The sequence below is a fragment of the Micromonospora arida genome (genome assembly GCF_042873195.1).
GTDB lineage: Bacteria > Actinomycetota > Actinomycetes > Mycobacteriales > Micromonosporaceae > Micromonospora > Micromonospora arida.
In genome coordinates, this window is sequence record NZ_JBIALC010000005.1 from 180,656 (window position 1) to 196,598 (window position 15,943).

General features: G+C 73.1%; 18 protein-coding genes. 7 read left to right on the forward strand and 11 right to left on the reverse strand.

Annotated elements, in window-relative coordinates; genetic code table 11:
• Positions 1 to 54 precede the first annotated feature (54 nt).
• Positions 55 to 1,104, forward strand: a complete 1,050-nt coding sequence (locus ACFYP0_RS17660; RefSeq protein ID WP_355501791.1) for a DUF1775 domain-containing protein — start codon at positions 55 to 57, stop codon at positions 1,102 to 1,104.
• A 233-nt stretch (positions 1,105 to 1,337) separates the two neighbouring features.
• On the opposite strand, the gene ACFYP0_RS17665 is transcribed toward ACFYP0_RS17660, so the two are convergent.
• Positions 1,338 to 2,258 carry an ADP-ribosylglycohydrolase family protein gene (locus tag ACFYP0_RS17665; protein ID WP_355501794.1) on the reverse strand — a complete coding sequence of 307 codons (921 nt, stop codon included), beginning with the start codon at positions 2,256 to 2,258 and terminating at the stop codon, positions 1,338 to 1,340.
• A gap of 73 nt (positions 2,259 to 2,331) precedes the next feature.
• Here ACFYP0_RS17665 and ACFYP0_RS17670 point away from each other — a divergent pair, with 73 nt between their 5' ends.
• Both ACFYP0_RS17670 and ACFYP0_RS17675 read left to right on the forward strand, forming a co-directional pair.
• Positions 2,332 to 3,021 (forward strand): response regulator transcription factor, encoded by a 690-nt coding sequence (locus ACFYP0_RS17670; protein WP_091401712.1) that lies wholly within the window; start codon positions 2,332 to 2,334, stop codon positions 3,019 to 3,021.
• 29 nt (positions 3,022 to 3,050) lie between these two features.
• The gene (locus tag ACFYP0_RS17675; protein ID WP_355501797.1) at positions 3,051 to 4,454 is read left to right on the forward strand and encodes a HAMP domain-containing sensor histidine kinase; all 1,404 of its coding nucleotides are present in this window, start codon (positions 3,051 to 3,053) and stop codon (positions 4,452 to 4,454) included.
• A gap of 290 nt (positions 4,455 to 4,744) precedes the next feature.
• Here the strand turns inward: ACFYP0_RS17675 and ACFYP0_RS17680 are convergent, their stop codons facing one another.
• Both ACFYP0_RS17680 and ACFYP0_RS17685 read right to left on the reverse strand, forming a co-directional pair.
• Entirely contained in the window at positions 4,745 to 5,767 is a 1,023-nt protein-coding gene (locus ACFYP0_RS17680) for an adenosine deaminase (protein ID WP_355501800.1), read from the reverse strand.
• Positions 5,764 to 6,558 carry a trans-aconitate 2-methyltransferase gene (locus tag ACFYP0_RS17685; RefSeq protein WP_355501803.1) on the reverse strand — a complete coding sequence of 265 codons (795 nt, stop codon included), beginning with the start codon at positions 6,556 to 6,558 and terminating at the stop codon, positions 5,764 to 5,766. Before ACFYP0_RS17685 ends, ACFYP0_RS17680 begins: the two co-directional genes overlap by 4 nt.
• An 83-nt stretch (positions 6,559 to 6,641) precedes the next feature.
• Between ACFYP0_RS17685 and ACFYP0_RS17690 the strand changes: the two genes are divergently transcribed.
• Positions 6,642 to 7,625, forward strand: a complete 984-nt coding sequence (locus ACFYP0_RS17690) for an aldo/keto reductase (protein ID WP_355501806.1) — start codon at positions 6,642 to 6,644, stop codon at positions 7,623 to 7,625.
• A gap of 88 nt (positions 7,626 to 7,713) precedes the next feature.
• Positions 7,714 to 7,905, forward strand: a complete 192-nt coding sequence (locus ACFYP0_RS17695; protein WP_355501808.1) for a hypothetical protein — start codon at positions 7,714 to 7,716, stop codon at positions 7,903 to 7,905.
• Positions 7,906 to 8,022: 117 nt separating this feature from the next.
• On the opposite strand, the gene ACFYP0_RS17700 is transcribed toward ACFYP0_RS17695, so the two are convergent.
• From ACFYP0_RS17700 to ACFYP0_RS17730, 7 genes are all read right to left on the reverse strand, one after another.
• Positions 8,023 to 8,226: a cold-shock protein gene (locus ACFYP0_RS17700; RefSeq protein ID WP_030338233.1), complete on the reverse strand. Its 204-nt coding sequence runs from the start codon at positions 8,224 to 8,226 to the stop codon at positions 8,023 to 8,025.
• A 287-nt stretch (positions 8,227 to 8,513) separates the two neighbouring features.
• Positions 8,514 to 8,786 (reverse strand): DUF4235 domain-containing protein, encoded by a 273-nt coding sequence (locus ACFYP0_RS17705; protein WP_124817926.1) that lies wholly within the window; start codon positions 8,784 to 8,786, stop codon positions 8,514 to 8,516.
• Entirely contained in the window at positions 8,783 to 9,157 is a 375-nt protein-coding gene (locus ACFYP0_RS17710) for a DUF3618 domain-containing protein (RefSeq protein WP_091401702.1), read from the reverse strand. Before ACFYP0_RS17710 ends, ACFYP0_RS17705 begins: the two co-directional genes overlap by 4 nt.
• The gene (locus tag ACFYP0_RS17715; protein WP_030338239.1) at positions 9,154 to 9,588 is read right to left on the reverse strand and encodes a phage holin family protein; all 435 of its coding nucleotides are present in this window, start codon (positions 9,586 to 9,588) and stop codon (positions 9,154 to 9,156) included. The genes ACFYP0_RS17710 and ACFYP0_RS17715 overlap by 4 nt, the downstream gene beginning before the upstream one ends.
• Before the next feature lie 617 nt (positions 9,589 to 10,205).
• Complete coding sequence (locus tag ACFYP0_RS17720) at positions 10,206 to 11,396, reverse strand: mechanosensitive ion channel family protein (protein WP_355501812.1); 1,191 nt, start codon at positions 11,394 to 11,396, stop codon at positions 10,206 to 10,208.
• 83 nt (positions 11,397 to 11,479) lie between these two features.
• Positions 11,480 to 12,301 carry a DUF1206 domain-containing protein gene (locus tag ACFYP0_RS17725; protein ID WP_355501815.1) on the reverse strand — a complete coding sequence of 274 codons (822 nt, stop codon included), beginning with the start codon at positions 12,299 to 12,301 and terminating at the stop codon, positions 11,480 to 11,482.
• Positions 12,302 to 12,360: 59 nt separating this feature from the next.
• Positions 12,361 to 12,726 carry a hypothetical protein gene (locus ACFYP0_RS17730; protein ID WP_372432984.1) on the reverse strand — a complete coding sequence of 122 codons (366 nt, stop codon included), beginning with the start codon at positions 12,724 to 12,726 and terminating at the stop codon, positions 12,361 to 12,363.
• Positions 12,727 to 12,823: 97 nt separating this feature from the next.
• On the opposite strand from ACFYP0_RS17730, the gene ACFYP0_RS17735 reads away from it, so the two are divergent.
• A complete protein-coding gene (locus ACFYP0_RS17735) occupies positions 12,824 to 14,050 on the forward strand; it encodes a cysteine desulfurase-like protein (RefSeq protein ID WP_355501817.1) in 1,227 nt (408 codons plus the stop codon).
• The gene (locus ACFYP0_RS17740) at positions 14,047 to 14,334 is read left to right on the forward strand and encodes a GNAT family N-acetyltransferase (protein ID WP_124858541.1); all 288 of its coding nucleotides are present in this window, start codon (positions 14,047 to 14,049) and stop codon (positions 14,332 to 14,334) included. The genes ACFYP0_RS17735 and ACFYP0_RS17740 overlap by 4 nt, the downstream gene beginning before the upstream one ends.
• A 9-nt stretch (positions 14,335 to 14,343) precedes the next feature.
• On the opposite strand, the gene ACFYP0_RS17745 is transcribed toward ACFYP0_RS17740, so the two are convergent.
• The gene (locus ACFYP0_RS17745; RefSeq protein ID WP_355501820.1) at positions 14,344 to 15,834 is read right to left on the reverse strand and encodes a glycoside hydrolase family 3 protein; all 1,491 of its coding nucleotides are present in this window, start codon (positions 15,832 to 15,834) and stop codon (positions 14,344 to 14,346) included.
• Positions 15,835 to 15,943: the final 109 nt, after the last annotated feature.

The window sequence follows — 15,943 nt, forward strand, 5'->3', positions numbered from 1 at the left end:
GAAGGTGTGGCCGGAAACCGGTGCCGGCCGCGTCGACACGGATGGGGGCACGAGATGGCGAGCACGTACGGCGGTGGCCGTCGGCGGCGGATCGTGGCGGCTACCGCGGTGACCGCCGCTGGGCTGCTGCTCTGGCCTGGCACGGCGTACGCGGCGGACGTGACGACCACCCCGACCGAGGCCCGGCAGGGCGACGCGGTACGGCTGGAGTTCAGCGTTCCGGAGGAGCGGGCCGGCACGAAGACCAACCAGATCGAGATCCGGTTGCCGGCCGACGCGCCGATCGCCGAGGTGTACCCCATGTCGGTGAACGGCTGGGCTCCCCGGATCAGCTCCCGCACCCTGGACAAGCCGTTGGCCGGCATCCACTCCTCCGGGGTGAGCACGGTCACGACCGCGGTGACGTGGGTCCGAGTCGGTGCGAGTGACCCCGGGCCGGCTCGGCTGGCGCTCTCCATGGGGCCGATGCCGCAGGCCGAGCGGCTCACCTTCGAGGTCGTCCAGACGTACGCCGATGGCACTGTGGTCCGGTGGGCGGACGCCACCGGCCCGCACCGGGCCCCGACGCTCGCCCTGCTGCCGGCGGCGCCCGGCGCGGCGGGTCCGGCCGCACACGGCGGGCACGCCGGCCCTGCGGCCAGCGCACCGGCCGCAGCGGACAACGGTGCGGACGCCGCACCGCCGGCCCCGGCGGACGGCACCGACGAGGGCAGCGCCGACGGGATGCTGGCCGCCGGCCTGCTGGCCGGGCTGGGCGGCGGCGCGGCGATCGGCTGGCTGGTCAGCCGTTGGCGCCGACGCGACCCGGACGAGGCCACCGCGCTCGCCGAGGTGACCGGCGGCACGGACGAGGCCGCGACGCTGGCCGAGATAACCGGTCGCGGAGACGACACCGCAACGCCAGACCCGACGCCCACCAACCCGCAGCCCACCGACCCCCAGGCCGCCAACCCGCAGCCGGCCAACCCACAGCCCGCCGACCCGCAGCCCACCGACCCCCAGGCCGCCCACCCGCAGCCGGCCAACCCACAGCCCGCCGATCCGCAGCCCACCGATCCCCAGGCCGCCGACCCCCGGGCCGCTGTTCCCGCAGCATCGCGGTGATCCACTCGGGTTCCCGGAAACCGTGGCATCTCCGCCGCCCCGACAGCCCGATTTAGCGGTGATCCACTCGGCTTTCAGGAAACCGCGGCATCCCTGCCGCCCGGACGACCCAATTTCCAGGAAGCCGAGTTGATCGTGCGCAGGCCAGGCCAGGCCAGGGCAGGGCAGCGCAGGCACAGGCGCAGGGCAGCCGCAGGCCAGGGCAGGGCAGGGAAGGGCGTCCCCCGGGGGGGTCAGGGGAGCCAGTCAGGTAGCGGCTCGCGGGCCGTCAGCCACTTTTCGGGCACCCCGCCCTGGGTGCCGACGCCGGTGTGCGCCGCCACCACCGATCCGGCAATGGCGGCCGTGGTGTCCACGTCCCCACCGGCCCGTACGCACGTCTCGACGGCCGCCGGATAGTCGTCGAGGTGCGTGGCGGCCACCCAGAGGGTGAACCCGACGGTGTCCTGGGCGATCACCCGGGAGCCGTTGCCGAGCGCGGCCACCACCCGGGGCAACGGTCGGCCGAGCAGCCCGGCGGCCCGGTGTACGCCCCGATGCACCTCGGTGCCCGGGTCGAGCGCGGCAGCGATTCCGGCGAGCAGCCGCTCCGGGGCCGGCCGGTGCCCGTCGAGGCGGGCCCGGGCGGCCAGCGCGGCGGCGACGGCGACGGCGACCGCGCCGGCGATCCCCTCCGGGTGCGCGTGCGTCACCTCGGCGGACGCGCGGGCCTGTGCCGCGGCGCGCGCGGTCGAGTCGGCGAAGTACGCGCCCAGCGGGCCGACCCGCATCGCCGCGCCGTTGCCGCAGGAGCCCTGCCCGTCGAAGGCGGACGCGGCGGCCAGCGGCCACGGCGTGCCGGTGCGGATCAGCCCCAGGATGAGCATCGCGCCCGCGCCGTAGCCCCGTCGCTCGGTACATCGCTCGGCGAAGGAAAGGGCAAGCCGGTCCCGGTCGATGCCGCCGGAGTCGGCCAGCTGGGCGAGGACCGAACAGGCCATCTCGGTGTCGTCGGTCCATTCCCAGGGCGGTGGGGGCAGCGCGTCGGCGGCGAGATCCACGGGTGCGGGCCCCGGCAGGAAGTACTGCGCGCCGAGCGCGTCGCCGGTGGAGAGACCGGCGAGGCTGTCCCGGGCGAGCGCCAAGCGGGCATCGGCGAACAGGGTGAACGACATCGTCGTACCAGCTTGCCCGGTCGCCAGGCACGCCGCAACGCGATCAACTTGCCAGGCCAAGTACGGTCTTGTCGTGGCCTCCGTGCTCCTGGTCGAAGACGATCACGTCGTACGCGGCGCGATGCTGCGGTCCCTCACCGACCGGGGGCATGCCGTGCACGCCGTGGGTACGGCGTTGGACGCCCTGCGCCGGGTCGCCGCGGAGACACCCGACCTGGTGGTGCTCGACCTCGGCCTGCCCGACCTGGACGGCTCGGACGCGCTGCGGATGCTGCGCGGCATCACCGACGTTCCGATCATCATCGCCACCGCCCGCGACGACGAGCAGTCGGTGGTCAAGCTGCTGCGCGCCGGCGCCGACGACTACATGGTCAAGCCGTTCACCGGCGCGCACCTGGACGCCCGGATCACCACCGTGCTGCGCCGGGCCGGCCGGGCCAGTCGGTCCGTGCAGCCCGCGGTGCACAGCGTCGGCGGGCTGCGGGTGGACGTGGGCGAACGCAGCGCCCAGCTCGACGGGGAGCCGCTGGCGCTGACCCGCAAAGAATTCGACCTGTTGGCGTATCTCGCCGCACGACCTGGGCGGGTAGTGTCCCGCCGGGAACTCTTGGAGGAGGTATGGCGGCAGCCATCGGTCGGCGAGGACCAGACCATCGACGTTCACCTGTACTGGCTCCGCAGAAAGATGGGCGAGTCCGCGGCGAAGCCGCGCTACCTGCGCACCGTGCGGGGGGTCGGATTCCGGCTGGTGGCACCGGACTGAGGACGGCGCTGGCCCTGCTCACGGCCGGCATGTGCAGTCTCGTGGCGCTCGCGTTCCTGATCCCGCTCGGGCTCAGCCTGCGGGAGGAGAGCCGGAACGAGGCGATCGCCGACGCGGCGCGGCGCAGCGCGCTGGTGACCGGAGCGCTGGCGGTGAGCACCGACCCGGCGGTCGTCGAGCGTGCCGTGGTGGCCAGCGCCGAGGGCGCACCCACCCGGCCCGTGGTGCACGGGTTGGGGCTGGACGAGTCGGCTGGTCGGGCCAGCGGCAGCGACCTGGACCGGGCCCGCTCCGAGCGCCAGTCGTTGGTCGTCGACGTCGACGGGGGTGTGGCCCGGCTCGACCCGGTCGTCCTCGGTGACCGGACGGCCGTGGTGGAGGTGTTCCTTCCGGAGTCGACGCTGGGCGAGGGCGCCGGCGGCACGTGGCTACTGCTGTTCGCGGTCGGCGCGGCGATGGCCGGCGCGGCGGTGCTGGTGGTCGACCGGGTCGCTGCCCGCGCGGTGGACTCCACTCGCGGTCTGGTCAAGGCGGCGCTCTCCGTCGGCGACGGCGACCTCGGCGTACGCGTCGAGCCGACCGGTCCGCGCGAGCTGGCCGAGGCCGGGTACGCCTTCAACCGGATGGCGGACCGGTTGGACGCCGCCCGCACCGACGAGCGGGAGTTGGTGGCCGACCTGTCGCATCGTCTGCGCACCCCGTTGACGGTGCTGCGCCTGGACGCGGAGGCGTTGGAGTCCGACGACACCAGCGTGGGTTCGTTCAGCCCGGCGGAGTTGGACCGGCTGCGCGGGATCCGGCGGATCCGGCAGGCGATCGTCACCCTGGAGGGTGAGATCGACGTGCTGATCAAGACCACCCGTAAGACGGTGGCGCTCGAGGCCGGGCCGGCGATGTGCGACGTCAGCGAGGTGGTCCGGGACCGGATGGTGTTCTGGGCGGCGTTGGCTGGCGATCAGAACCGGCCGCACCGGGTCAACGGCGCCCAGCTGCGCATCCCGGCGCCGGTGCCCCGGGCCGAACTGGCCGCCGCGCTGGACGCGGTCATCGGCAACGTCTTCCGCTACACCCCGCAGGGCACCGCGTTCGAGGTGGCGGTGTCCCGGCGCGACGGTTACGTGGCGATCCGGATCGACGACGCCGGCCCCGGCATCGCCAACCCGGACCGGGCGCTGCGCCGGGGCGCCAGTGACCAGGGCTCTACCGGGCTGGGGCTGGACATCGCCAAGCGGGTCGCGTTGCAGGCCAACGGCTCGGTGAGCATCGACCGCGCCCGGCTGGGCGGGGCCAGCGTGGTGATGCTGCTCGCCGACCCGGAGGCGACGCCCCGGCAGGTCAGCCGCTTCGGTCTGGTCGGTCGGATGGCCCGCGACGCCCGGGACACGAAGGCCACCGGACGTCGCTGGCCCCGCCAGCGCCCCACCGACGACTGACCCGGCCGAACCCGGGGCTGTGCGCCGGCGCAAGTCTTCCTTAGATCGCGGTTAACGACCGTGTTGGACCGGCTGCGGGCTGACAGGATCACAGCACGAACCCACCAGTTCCACCGGCCGAGCGCACCACGCACCCCCGGCCGGTGGAGCCGCGCGCGCGGCGGGAGCCACAGGTCCCCCCACACCCACGCTCCCGCCGCGCGCCCTGCTCAACCAACCGGCCCAGCCGACCAACCGGCCCAGCCGACCGATCAGCTCAGCCGACCGACCGGCCCAGCCGACCGATCAGCTCAGCCGGCGGCGGCGAGGTAGGCGTCGATCTCGGCGAGGATCCGCTGCTGGCCGGCGGCGTCCAGGAAGGACGCGGTCACCGCGTTGCGGGCCAGCCCGGCCAGGCCCTCCGCACCGACGCCGAGCAGGCGGGCGGCCACCGCGTACTCGTCGTTGAGGGTGGTGCCGAACATCGGCGGGTCGTCGGAGTTGATGGTGACCAGCAGCCCGGCCTCGACCAGCCGGGGCAGCGGGTGCTCGTCGAGGGTGGCCACCGCCCGGGTACGGACGTTGGACGTCGGGCAGATCTCCATCCCGATCTGCCGCTCGGCCAGGTACGCGAGCAGCTGCGGGTCCTGTGCGGCGGAGATGCCGTGCCCGATCCGCTCGGCACCCAACTCGTTCAGCGCGTCCCAGACGGTCTGCGGCCCGGTGGTCTCCCCGGCGTGCGGCACCGAGCGCAGCCCGGCGGCGCGGGCCTGGTCGAAGTAGGGCCGGAACTGCGGTCGGGGTACGCCGATCTCCGGGCCACCCAGACCGAAACTGACCAGCCCGTCCGGGCGCTCGTCCAGTGCGATGCGCAGCGTCTCCTCGGCCGCGGGCAGGCCGGCCTCGCCGGGGATGTCGAAGCACCAGCGCAGCTCGATGCCGAAGTCGGCCAGGGCGCGCTTACGGGCGTCCTCGATGGCCTCGCAGAACGCCGGCGCGGGAATGCCCCGTCGGACGTGCGAGTACGGGGTGATGGTCAGCTCCGCGTACCGGACCTGTTGGCGGGCCAGCTCGCGGGCCACCTCGTGGGTGAGGATCCAGACGTCCTCCGGGTCGCGGATGAGATCCACGACGCTCAGGTACACCTCGATGAAGTGCGCGAAGTCGCGGAACTCGAAGTAGCTGGCGAGCGCGTCCGGGTCAGCCGGCACGGGGGTGCGCCCCTCGTGACGCGCAGCCAACTCGGCGACGATCCGGGGCAGGGCAGAGCCGACGTGGTGCACGTGCAGCTCCACCTTGGGCAGGCCGGCGATGAAGGTGGACAGGTCGGTCACGGGTTCTCCTGGGCATGGTCGCCGGTGCGGGCGACGACGAAGACGCGGCGGAACGGGAAGTACACCTGACCCTGCCGCACCGGGTACGCCGCGGTGAGCCGTACTCCCAGCTCGGCCCGGAAGGCGGACCAGCCGGCGGCGTCCAGTGCGGCCCGGACCGGGCGCAGCGCGGTGCCCTCCATCCAGGCCAGCACCGGGTGCTCGGCGGCGGGTCGAGCCGGCAGCAGGTGCACGTAGGTAGTCTCCCAGGCGTCCACCGCGCAGCCGGCGGCGGTCAGCAGCGCCGCGTAGTCGGCCGGGTCGTCGACCGGGTCCGCGCGCAGCAGCGGGGCGACCTCGGCCTGCCAGGTCTGTCGGTTGGCGACCTCCCGCAGGGCGCGGTGCGAGTCGGCGGCGAAGTTGCCGGGGACCTGCAGGGCGAGCCAGGCGCCGGCCGGCAGCTCGGCGGCCCAGCGGCGCAGCAGCTCCTGGTGGCCGGGGACCCACTGCAACGCCGCGTTGCTGACCACCACGTCCTCGTCGCCGGCCGGAACCCAGTCGCGCAGGTCGGCGACCGCGAAGTCGACCGGCGCGCCGAGGGCCTCGGCCCGACCGATCATCTCGGGTGAGGAGTCGAGGCCGCGCACCCGGCTGGTCGGCCAGCGCTCGGCGAGGACGGCGGTGAGCTGGCCGGGGCCGCAGCCGAGGTCGACCACCGCCCGGGGTCGCTCGGCCGGGATCCGGGCGAGAAGGTCGTGAAACGGCCGGGATCGCTCGTCGCCGAAGCGCAGGTAGGTCGTCGGGTCCCACATGGTCGCCTCCCAAACCGTACGTCCGTACTGCTGACGGTACGGCTCGCGTGGCAGGGTGGCAACCCGATCACTAGGCTCGGGGCATGGAACAGCGCAGCTTCAACCGGCTCGGCCGGACCGTTGGCGCGGTCGGCCTGGGCGCGTGGCAACTCGGCGCCGACTGGGGCACCGTCAGCGAGGACGACGCGATGGCGGTGCTCGCCGCCGCCGTGGACGCCGGGGTCACCTTCCTCGACACCGCCGACGTGTACGGCGACGGCCGCAGCGAGCAGCTGATCGGCCGCTTCCTGCGCACCCGACCCGACGCCGGGCTGACCGTCGCCACCAAGATGGGCCGCCGCGTCGAGCAGCGGCCGGAGGCGTACACCCTGGCCAACTTCCGGCAGTGGACCGACCGCTCCCGGGGCAACCTGGGCATGGACACCCTGGACCTGGTCCAGTTGCACTGCCCGCCCACCGAGGTCTTCTCCTCCGACGAGGTCTTCGACGGCCTGGACACCCTCGTCGCCGAAAAAGCCATCGCCGGGTACGGAGTCAGCGTCGAGACCTGCGACCAGGCCCTCACCGCGATCGCCCGACCGGGGGTGGCGAGCGTCCAGATCATCCTCAACGCGGTCCGCCACAAGCCCCTGGAGCGGGTGCTGCCGGCCGCTGCCGCAGCGGGTGTCGGCATCATCGCCCGCGTGCCGCTCGCCAGTGGCCTGCTCTCCGGCCGCTACGACGAGCACACCGAGTTCCCCGCCGACGACCACCGCAACTACAACCGACACGGCGCGGCCTTCGACGTCGGGGAGACGTTCTCCGGAGTCGACTTCGATCGAGGTCTGGCCGCCGTACGTCGGCTGGCCCCGCTCGTCGACGCGGACCGCACGATGGCGCAGTTCGCCCTGCGCTGGGTGTTGGACCAGGCGGGCGTCACCGTGGTCATCCCCGGTGCCCGCGACGCCGACCAGGCCCGACGCAACGCCGCCGCGGCGGCCCTGTCCCCGCTCACCGACGAGCAGTTGGCAGCCGTCCGCGAGACCTACGACGAGCTGATCCGCCCGCAGGTGCACGACCGGTGGTGACCCGCGCGCCCGGGGTGCTCGCGTCACGCCACCCGGCCGGCGATGCTGGACGGCGGCGCGCCGCCCCGGGCGGCGGAGAGGGGACGCGATGAGGGGTTGGCTTCCACTCACCCTCGGCCTGCTGGCCGTGGTGATCGGTGCGGTGTGGACGGTCCAGGGTCTCGGCTACGTCAGCGGCAGCGTGATGACCGACAAGAAGATCTGGGCGGTGATCGGCCCGCTCGTGACGGCGGCCGGGCTTGTGGTGATCTGGCTCGGCCTGCGCTCGCGTCGACGCTGACTGCTCCACCGGCGAGCCTGAGCAGGCGAAAGCCCCGCATCCCAACCAGGATGCGGGGCTTTACCGTGACCCGTGAGCCGGATCGTCCCACTGGCCGGCGGGGGCCGGCCGTCCTACTCAGATGGGACGGACCTGCTCAGCCTGCGGGCCCTTCTGACCCTGAGCAATCTCGAACTCCACCCGCTGGTTCTCCTCCAGCGAGCGGTAGCCGCTGGTCTGGATGGCCGAGAAGTGGACGAACACGTCAGCACCCCCACCATCGACGGTGATGAAGCCGAAGCCCTTGTCAGCGTTGAACCACTTCACGGTTCCCTGAGCCATGTGTTTCTCCCTCTAAAAACTGGCGGCCGTGCACGCCGTCCGGCCGATTGGCCGTTTTTGAGCAGCGGCGCCTGAGGCAGCCCCACGAAGGAGACTTCTCTCAACCCACGCCATCTCGCAACAGCGGGGACCAGCAAATCACGGACGTAAAAAGTCTGTCACGACCTCTCCGACGAATTTCTCCGACATGTGACCTGACGGATGCCTCAGGTGCGCTGGGCGGCGTGCGATGTCATGCGAAAGCCCCCTTCCCATCGATGCGGGAAGGGGGCTGAAATCGCTGCCGGTCAGTCGGGCCAGCTGCCGGTCATCCGGCGTACGCCCACCGCGCCGCCCCGGTCCACTGCGGCCCGGACGACCGCGAAGATGGCGCCCTGCAACGCCGCGGCGGCCAGGATCTCGCCCCAGCCGCGATCCTCGTCGGTCGCGTTGGGCGCCTCACCGTCGCCCGCGGTCGCCTTCCAGACCTGCCGGAAGATCGCCCCGGCCACCGTGCCTGCGGCGATACCCAACAACACGCCGACCGGCCGGTACGCGACCCTGCCGATGCTCTTACTCACCTACGCCTCCCCCGCACGATCATCAGCACCACCACGGTGGCCACCGCGCCGGCCGCAATGGCCGCCCACGGCACCGGGTTGCGGCGCACCAACTCGCCCTTTTCGTACGCCTGTGCGCGTACCAACTCGCCTTTTTCGTACGCCTGCGCCCGCGCCATCCCGGCGCCACGCGCAGCCTGCCCGCGGACCCGGGCGACGGTCTGCGCCGCCTGCTCCCGCATCCGCTCCTTGGCCTGCTCGGCGGACTCCTTCAGACGCGCCTTGACGTCGGCCTTGGCGGCCAACGCCTCCATCGTCTCGCCCAACTCGACCCGGGTGCGGCGGATCTCCTCGCGGAGGGCCTCCGTGTCGCCGGTCCCGTTACCGGTCATTGCCGCCCCCTGTCCTTCACCGCGGCGGTGACGGTGTCCATGTCTGCCCGGAGGCTACGGACCGTGGCCGCCGGCACCGGCGGGACGGCACGGCTGACCTGCTTCTTGCCCACCAGGGCGAGGATGCCGGCCACCAGGAAGCAGGCCACCGCCACGATCAGCGCCGCGGCCCAGGCGGGCAACACCAGGTCGAGCAGCAGGATCGCCGTGGCGACCAGCGCACCCAGACCGAAGAACGCGAGCGCGCCGCCGCCACCGAACAGGCCGATCCCGATGCCCGCGTGCTTACCCTTCTGGGTCAACTCCGCTCGGGCCAGCGTCAGTTCGTCCCGCACGAGGCGGGATATCTGCTCAGTGGCCCGCTGCACCAACTCGGCGGTGGAGGGCTCGCTCCCATTCTGGGATGTGCGGGCTTTCGCCACGTCAGCCATGCTGTCCTCCTTTCCTCATCACCGCGCTGTATGCCCGAAGTCGCCGCTCGTCAATCCTAAAGCGCGCCAAGCAGCTCACCGTCCCCGTTGTCCGGACGCCGCGCCGCCAATACGCGACCAGCCGCCGCGATCACGCCAGAGACGTCCGGCAGCACATCCCCCACCCAAGCCCGACCAAACCTCCCCCAACCGACCCGCCCCGCCCCGGCCCGGCCCGTCCGCCCCCCGCCCCGCCCCGGCCCGGCCCGGCCCGGCCCGTCCCGGCCCGCGTCCCCCGCCCCCGTCCCGCCCCGGCCCGTCCCCCGCTCCCCCGGTCTCCTGGTCTCCCCGGTCTCCGCCCCGGCCCCCGCGGCGGTGATCATGAGGTTGGCGGGGACAAACCAGGCGTACTCACCCGTCAAGTCCATGATCGTCGGAGTCTGTCGCGCAAGATCGCGCTCGATCCTGGTTGTAGTGGCCTCGACGGGGGTGGAGGCCACTACAACCAGGAAGTTGCACGATCTTGCGGGGCGACGCCGCGCGGGCGGGGCGGGGCGACGCGGGGCGACGCGGGGCGACGCGGGGCGACGCGGGCGGGGCGAGGGCGGGGCGAGGGCGGGGCGAGGGCGGGGCGAGGGCTACTGGGGGCGGGTTTCTTCGGGGCCTACGAAGGCTTCGCTGCGGGCGTCGCCGTCGTCGCTGCCGCCGAAGACACGGGCGTCGTCGGGCGCCTCGGTGTCGGACAGGCGGCGGGCCGGCCGCCTCGGCTGCACCCACTGCCAGGGCAGGTTGCTGTTGGCGTCGCCCAACTCGGTGCGCATCCGGGGCATGGCGGTCGGGCGGTTGTCCCGGATCCAGGCCACCAGGTGCTCCCGGACGAGGCAGCGCAGGTCCCACAGACTGCCCGCGTCGGCGGCGCTGACCAGCGCCCGCAGTTTCACCATCCCGCCGGTGGCGTCGGTGACCTGGAGGACGCAGACCCGAGCGTCCCACAGCTCGGTGCCCTCGACGAGGCGGCGCAGTTCCTCGCGCATGGTCTGCACGGGCACCGCCCAGTCGACGTCGAATTCGGCGGTGCCGAGCACCGCCGCCTCCGTCCGGGTCCAGTTCTGGAACGGCTTGCTGGTGAAGTACGAGGTGGGCAGGATCAGCCGGCGGTCGTCCCAGATCTGCACCACGACGTAGCTGAGGGTCAGCTCCTCGATGCGACCCCACTCCCCCTCGACGACGACGACGTCGTCGAGCCGGACGGCGTCGCTGAAGGCGAGTTGGAGGCCGGCGAACACGTTGCCGAGCAGGCTCTGCGCGGCGAGCGCGGCCACCACACCGACCACACCGGCCGAGGTCAGCACACCGGCGCCGATGCCCCGCACGCTGGGGAACGTCATCAGCATCACGCCGACGGTCAGGATGACGATCACCGCGATGGTCAGTCGGCGCAGCATCACCACCTGGGTCCGGACCCGCCGGGCGTGCCGGTTGTCCGGGACGTCGACCCGGAACCGGGCCAGCGCGGTGTCTTCCACGACGACCAGCAGGCAGGCGACAAGCCAGGCCAGGGTGGCGATGACGCCGAGGATGAGCAGGTGCAGCAGCAGCCGCCGCCAGCTCTCGCCGACCGCGTACCCGGTGGTGAAGCGGACGGCGAACTGCACGGCCAGGACCGTTGCGGCGACCTGGAAGGGGCGGTGCGCGTGGTCGGTCAGCTCGGTCAACAACAGTGACCGGCGGCCGAATCGTCGGGTCAGCCGGTGGACGACCTCGACCAGGAACAGGGCGACCGCCGCCGCGATGAGCGCGGCGACGGCCGTTTCGAGATAGTTCTGCACGGCTTCGGTGCTCCCCTTCGACCAGGCGTCGGGCACTTCGGGCAAAAGCCCAAGAGTGCCCGACAGCCCGGGAATCGACCAGTTCAGACCTTGCGGTACCGGGACTGGAGGAAGCAGTAGACGCCGAAGGCGGCGATGCCGAGGGCGACCAGGGCCAGCAGGAACGTGCCGTAGGACTGCTCACGCAGGGTGTGCAGCGCGGCGTCCAGACCGCGGGCCTTCTCCGGGTCATAGTTCACCGCCGCCAGGATGACCAGCAGGCCGGCGATGCCGTACGCGACGCCCTTGGCGATGTATCCGGCCATGCCCAGCCGGCGGGCGAGTTGGCGGGTCTTCGGGTTCATCTCGCCGGTCTTGAGGTGCTTCTCGAACTTCTTCCGGGCGCCGTAGATGACCAGGCCGATGCCGATCGCGGCGACGACCAGCCCAGCCAGGCCGACCAGCCAGCGGCCACCGCTGGAGGTCATCAGCTTGCCGGTCAACGCCTCCTGCTGGTCGGCGCTGTTCGACCCGGCGTCCTTGAAGACCTTGAAGGCGGTCCAGGCGAAGTAGAGGTAGACGATGGTCCGGCCGGCCGAGGCGAGCCGTTCCATGATCCGCTCCTTGCCGCGCTCGGCGCGGTGCCCGACCGCCGCCTCCAGCGCCTGCCAGATCGCCATCGCGAGCAGGCCGACCGCGACGGCGATGACCAGGAACTTGCCGAGGGGCTGTTCGGAGAGGGTACGCAGCGCGCCGGACTGGTCGCCGTCGTCGGACGACGTGCCGAACGCGATCTGCAACGCCAACCAGGCGAAGAGGAGGTGGACGATGCCGTAGCCGATGAAGCCGGCCCGGGCGAGGAGTTCCAGCCACCGGCTGTCCGCCGTACGGGAGGCGGTGGCTTCTGCGCTACGGGTGAGTGACATGGCGCCACAATCTCCGATTCGGAAGATTCCCAAACGTCGGCCACCGCCGCCCGTCCGGCTCAGCTGCCCGGATTACGCGATACGCGAATCTTGACCTGCTGGTCGGTCACGCTGTCCAGGGTGACCGCGAAGCCCCCGGCCTCGGCGGCCTGCTGACCGGTGGTGAGGGTGAGCTGCTCACCGGCGACCTCGACGGTCACCTGGTCACCCTCGGCGCCGACCAGTTTGGCCTCGACGCCAAGGATGGTGGCGCTGGCGTCGACACCCCGCTCGAAGGTGACCGTGCAGGCGTCCAGCCCGCAGTCGGTGGAGGCGCCCTGGGAGCTGCACCCGGCGAGCACGGCAAGGCCGAGCGCCAGACCGGCGAAGAGACCGGCGGCGCGGCGGACGGGGGGAATGGGCATGGTGGCGGGTCGGTTCGTCACCTCGCCAAGAGTACGAGACACCCGCGAGGTCGCCGCCGAACGGTGATCACCCCGGCGGCCGGGAAGGGTACGAGGAGCACCGGCTAGGGTCCGGGACATGCCGTTCGACATCGCCCGCACCCGGGCCGCGTACCCCGCCCTGACCGAGGGCTTCGTCCACTTCGACGGTGCCGGCGGCACCCAGACCGCGGCCGGTGTGATCGACGCGGTCACTGATGCCATGCGGTCGGCGGTCGGCAACCGCAGCGCCGCCTTCGTCCCGGGCCGCCGGTCGTTGGAGCTGGTGGCCGAGGCCCGCTCGGCGGTGGCCGACCTGCTCGGCGCCGACCCGGCCGGGGTGGTGCTCGGCCCGAGTGCGACCGCGCTGACGTACACCCTGGCGCGCACGCTCGGCGCGGCCTGGCGCCCGGGTGACGAGGTGGTGGTCTCCCGGCTCGACCACGACGCGAACGTGCGGCCGTGGGTGCAGGCCGCCGAGGCGGCCGGCGCGACGGTGCGCTGGGCCGAGGTCGACCGGCACACCGGTGAGCTGCCCGCGGGCCAGTACGCGGACCTGGTGGGTGAGCGGACCCGGTTGGTCGCGGTGACCGCCGGCAGCAACGCCATCGGCACCATGCCGGACGTGCCGGCGATCGCCAAGACGGCGCACGCGGTCGGCGCGTTGGTCTACGTCGACGGGGTGCACTCGGTTCCGCACGGGCCGACCGACCTGGCCTCGCTCGGTGCCGACGTGCTGGTCACCAGCGCGTACAAGTGGTCCGGCCCGCACCTTGCGGCGATGGTGGCGGACCCGGCCCGGTGGGCGGCGCTGCGCCCGGCGAAGCTGGTGCCCTCCTCCGACGCGGTCCCGGACCGGTTCGAGTACGGCACGCCGAGCTTTCCGCTGCTGGCCGGCGTGGCCGCCGCGGTGGATCACCTGGCGGGGCTGGACCCGGACGCGGTCGGGGACCGGCGGGCCCGGCTGCGGGCCGGGCTGGCGGCCGCCCAGGCGCACGAGGAGGCGCTACTGGACCGGCTGCTCGCCGGGCTGGCGCAGCGGCCGGCGGTCACCGTCTACGGCTCGCCGGCGCGGCGCTGCCCGACGGTGTCGTTCCGGGTCGCCGGGATGTCCCCGGCGGCCACCCAGGAGGCGTTGGGCGCCGCCGGGTTCTGCCTCTCCGTCGGCGACTACTACGCCTACGAGTACTTCCAGCTCATGGGCCTGCGTGACAGCGGCGGCGCGGTGCGGGCCAGCATCTACCACTACAACACGACCGACGAGGTGGACCGGTTGCTCGGCGAACTCGACGCGCTGGCCGAGCGGGCGGGGAGAATGGCCGGATGAGCACCCTGGTCGAGGACAACCCGGCGAAGCACCGCTTCGAGATCCTGGTCGACGACGCGCTGGCCGGCTTCACCGCGTACGTGCCGCGCGGGGAGGTCCTGGTCTTCACCCACACCGAGGTGGACCGGGGCTTTCAGGGCAAGGGTGTGGGCGGCACGCTGATCCGCGGCACCCTGGACCAGCTCCGGGCACGCGGCACGACAGTGGTGCCGCAGTGCCCATTCATGTCCGCGTTCATCGACAAGCACCCCGAGTACGCCGACCTGGTCGCCGACCTCCCGTAGGGCGGGCCGTCAGCGGGCCCCGGTGAGCACCTCGGCGGCAGCCTGTCCACTGGCCCGGGTGGCACCGTGGGTGGCCAGGTGCACCGCCCCGGTAACCAACTCGGGCACGCCCAACTCGACCACGACGGCGTCCGGCCGGGCGGCCAACGCGCGGTGCACGGCGGCGCGCATCCAGTCGTGCCGGTGCTGGTCGCGGACGACCAGGACCAGGGGGCGGCTGCCCGCACCGGCACCCGGGTCCGCCGGCACGTCGGGTTCGGCGTAGCGGACCGTGCTGGTGCCGGGCAGCAGCTCGGTCAGCGGCCCGCCGATGCCCCACGGGGTCTCGGCCCCGATGGCGATGTTGCGCAGCGGCTCGAACTCGACGACATGCGCCGCGCGGGTCAGGGGCAGCGCGACCGTCGTGCCCGGGGCGGCGGTGACCCGGACTGCCCGACGGGCGGCGACCAGCCCGACGTCGGTGGCGGCGCGCGCTCCGGCCGAGCCGGCGCTGCGGGCGGCCACCGTCCAGGCGGCGAGTTGACCGACGCGCTTGGCGGCCTCGGCGAGGCGTTCCTCGGGCAGCTCACCGGAGACGACGGCGGCCACGATGGCGTCGCGCAGCTCGCGGGCCGCCTGCTCGTCGGCCCGTTCGCCACCGATGCAGATGGCGTCGGCCCCGGCGGCGAGGGCGCGGACCGTCGCCCCGGCGAAGCCGTACCGGTCGGCGACCGCGCGCATCTCCACCGCGTCGGTGACCACCACGCCGGAGAAGCCCAGCTCGTCGCGGAGCAAACCGCCCAGGATGCGCTGACTCAGCGTCGCCGGCAGGTGCGGATCGAGCGCGGGCACCAGCAGGTGACCGGTCATCACCGCCTGCACCCCGGCGACCACGGCGGCGCGGAACGGGGCCAGTTCGCAGGCGTCCAGCCGGTCCCGGTCGGCGGTGATCCGGGGCAGGTCGTGGTGTGAGTCGACCCGGGTGTCGCCGTGCCCGGGGAAGTGTTTGGCGCAGGCCGCGACACCGCCGGCCTGGAGCCCGCGAACCCAGGCGGCGGTGTGCCGCGCGACCAGCACCGGGTCGGCACCGAAGGAGCGGACGCCGATCACCGGGTTCGCCGGATTGGAGTTGACGTCGGCGTCCGGGGCGTAGTTGAGGGTGATCCCCGCTGCGGCCAGCTCGACGCCGAGGTCCCGGGCGACGGCCTCGGTCAGCTCCGGGTCGTCGACCACGCCGAGGGCGAAGTTGCCGGGCCGGGAGCTGCCGTGCACCGACTCCAGCCGGGTGACGTCGCCGGCCTCCTCGTCGATCGCCACGATGACGTCCGGTCGTTCCGCGCGCAGCGTCGCGGTGAGCGCGGCCACCTGCTCGGTGTCGACGACGTTGCGGGCGAAGAGCACCACCGAGCCGAGACCCTCGCCGAGCCAGCGGCACACCCATGGTGGTGGGGTGGTGCCGACGAAGCCGGGTTGCAGGACGGCGGCGGCGAGCGCCGGGAGGTGTCCGTTGGTCGTGGTCACGCCGCCCCCTCGCAGTGATCGATGTCGATCACCGGCGGCGGTGCGTCCGCGTCGACCCGCTGGTTGCGCTCGCTCATGCGGCCCCCGTACCCCATCTCTCGCGCGCCCT

Coding starts and splice junctions, on each gene's coding strand:
- ACFYP0_RS17660 (WP_355501791.1), top strand. CDS start 55: ATGGCGAGCACGTACGGCGGTGGCCGTCGGCGGCGGATCGTGGCGGCT.
- ACFYP0_RS17665 (WP_355501794.1), bottom strand. CDS start 2,258: ATGTCGTTCACCCTGTTCGCCGATGCCCGCTTGGCGCTCGCCCGGGAC.
- ACFYP0_RS17675 (WP_355501797.1), top strand. CDS start 3,051: ATGTGCAGTCTCGTGGCGCTCGCGTTCCTGATCCCGCTCGGGCTCAGC.
- ACFYP0_RS17685 (WP_355501803.1), bottom strand. CDS start 6,558: ATGTGGGACCCGACGACCTACCTGCGCTTCGGCGACGAGCGATCCCGG.
- ACFYP0_RS17690 (WP_355501806.1), top strand. CDS start 6,642: ATGGAACAGCGCAGCTTCAACCGGCTCGGCCGGACCGTTGGCGCGGTC.
- ACFYP0_RS17695 (WP_355501808.1), top strand. CDS start 7,714: ATGAGGGGTTGGCTTCCACTCACCCTCGGCCTGCTGGCCGTGGTGATC.
- ACFYP0_RS17700 (WP_030338233.1), bottom strand. CDS start 8,226: ATGGCTCAGGGAACCGTGAAGTGGTTCAACGCTGACAAGGGCTTCGGC.
- ACFYP0_RS17710 (WP_091401702.1), bottom strand. CDS start 9,157: ATGACCGGTAACGGGACCGGCGACACGGAGGCCCTCCGCGAGGAGATC.
- ACFYP0_RS17715 (WP_030338239.1), bottom strand. CDS start 9,588: ATGGCTGACGTGGCGAAAGCCCGCACATCCCAGAATGGGAGCGAGCCC.
- ACFYP0_RS17725 (WP_355501815.1), bottom strand. CDS start 12,301: ATGTCACTCACCCGTAGCGCAGAAGCCACCGCCTCCCGTACGGCGGAC.
- ACFYP0_RS17735 (WP_355501817.1), top strand. CDS start 12,824: ATGCCGTTCGACATCGCCCGCACCCGGGCCGCGTACCCCGCCCTGACC.
- ACFYP0_RS17740 (WP_124858541.1), top strand. CDS start 14,047: ATGAGCACCCTGGTCGAGGACAACCCGGCGAAGCACCGCTTCGAGATC.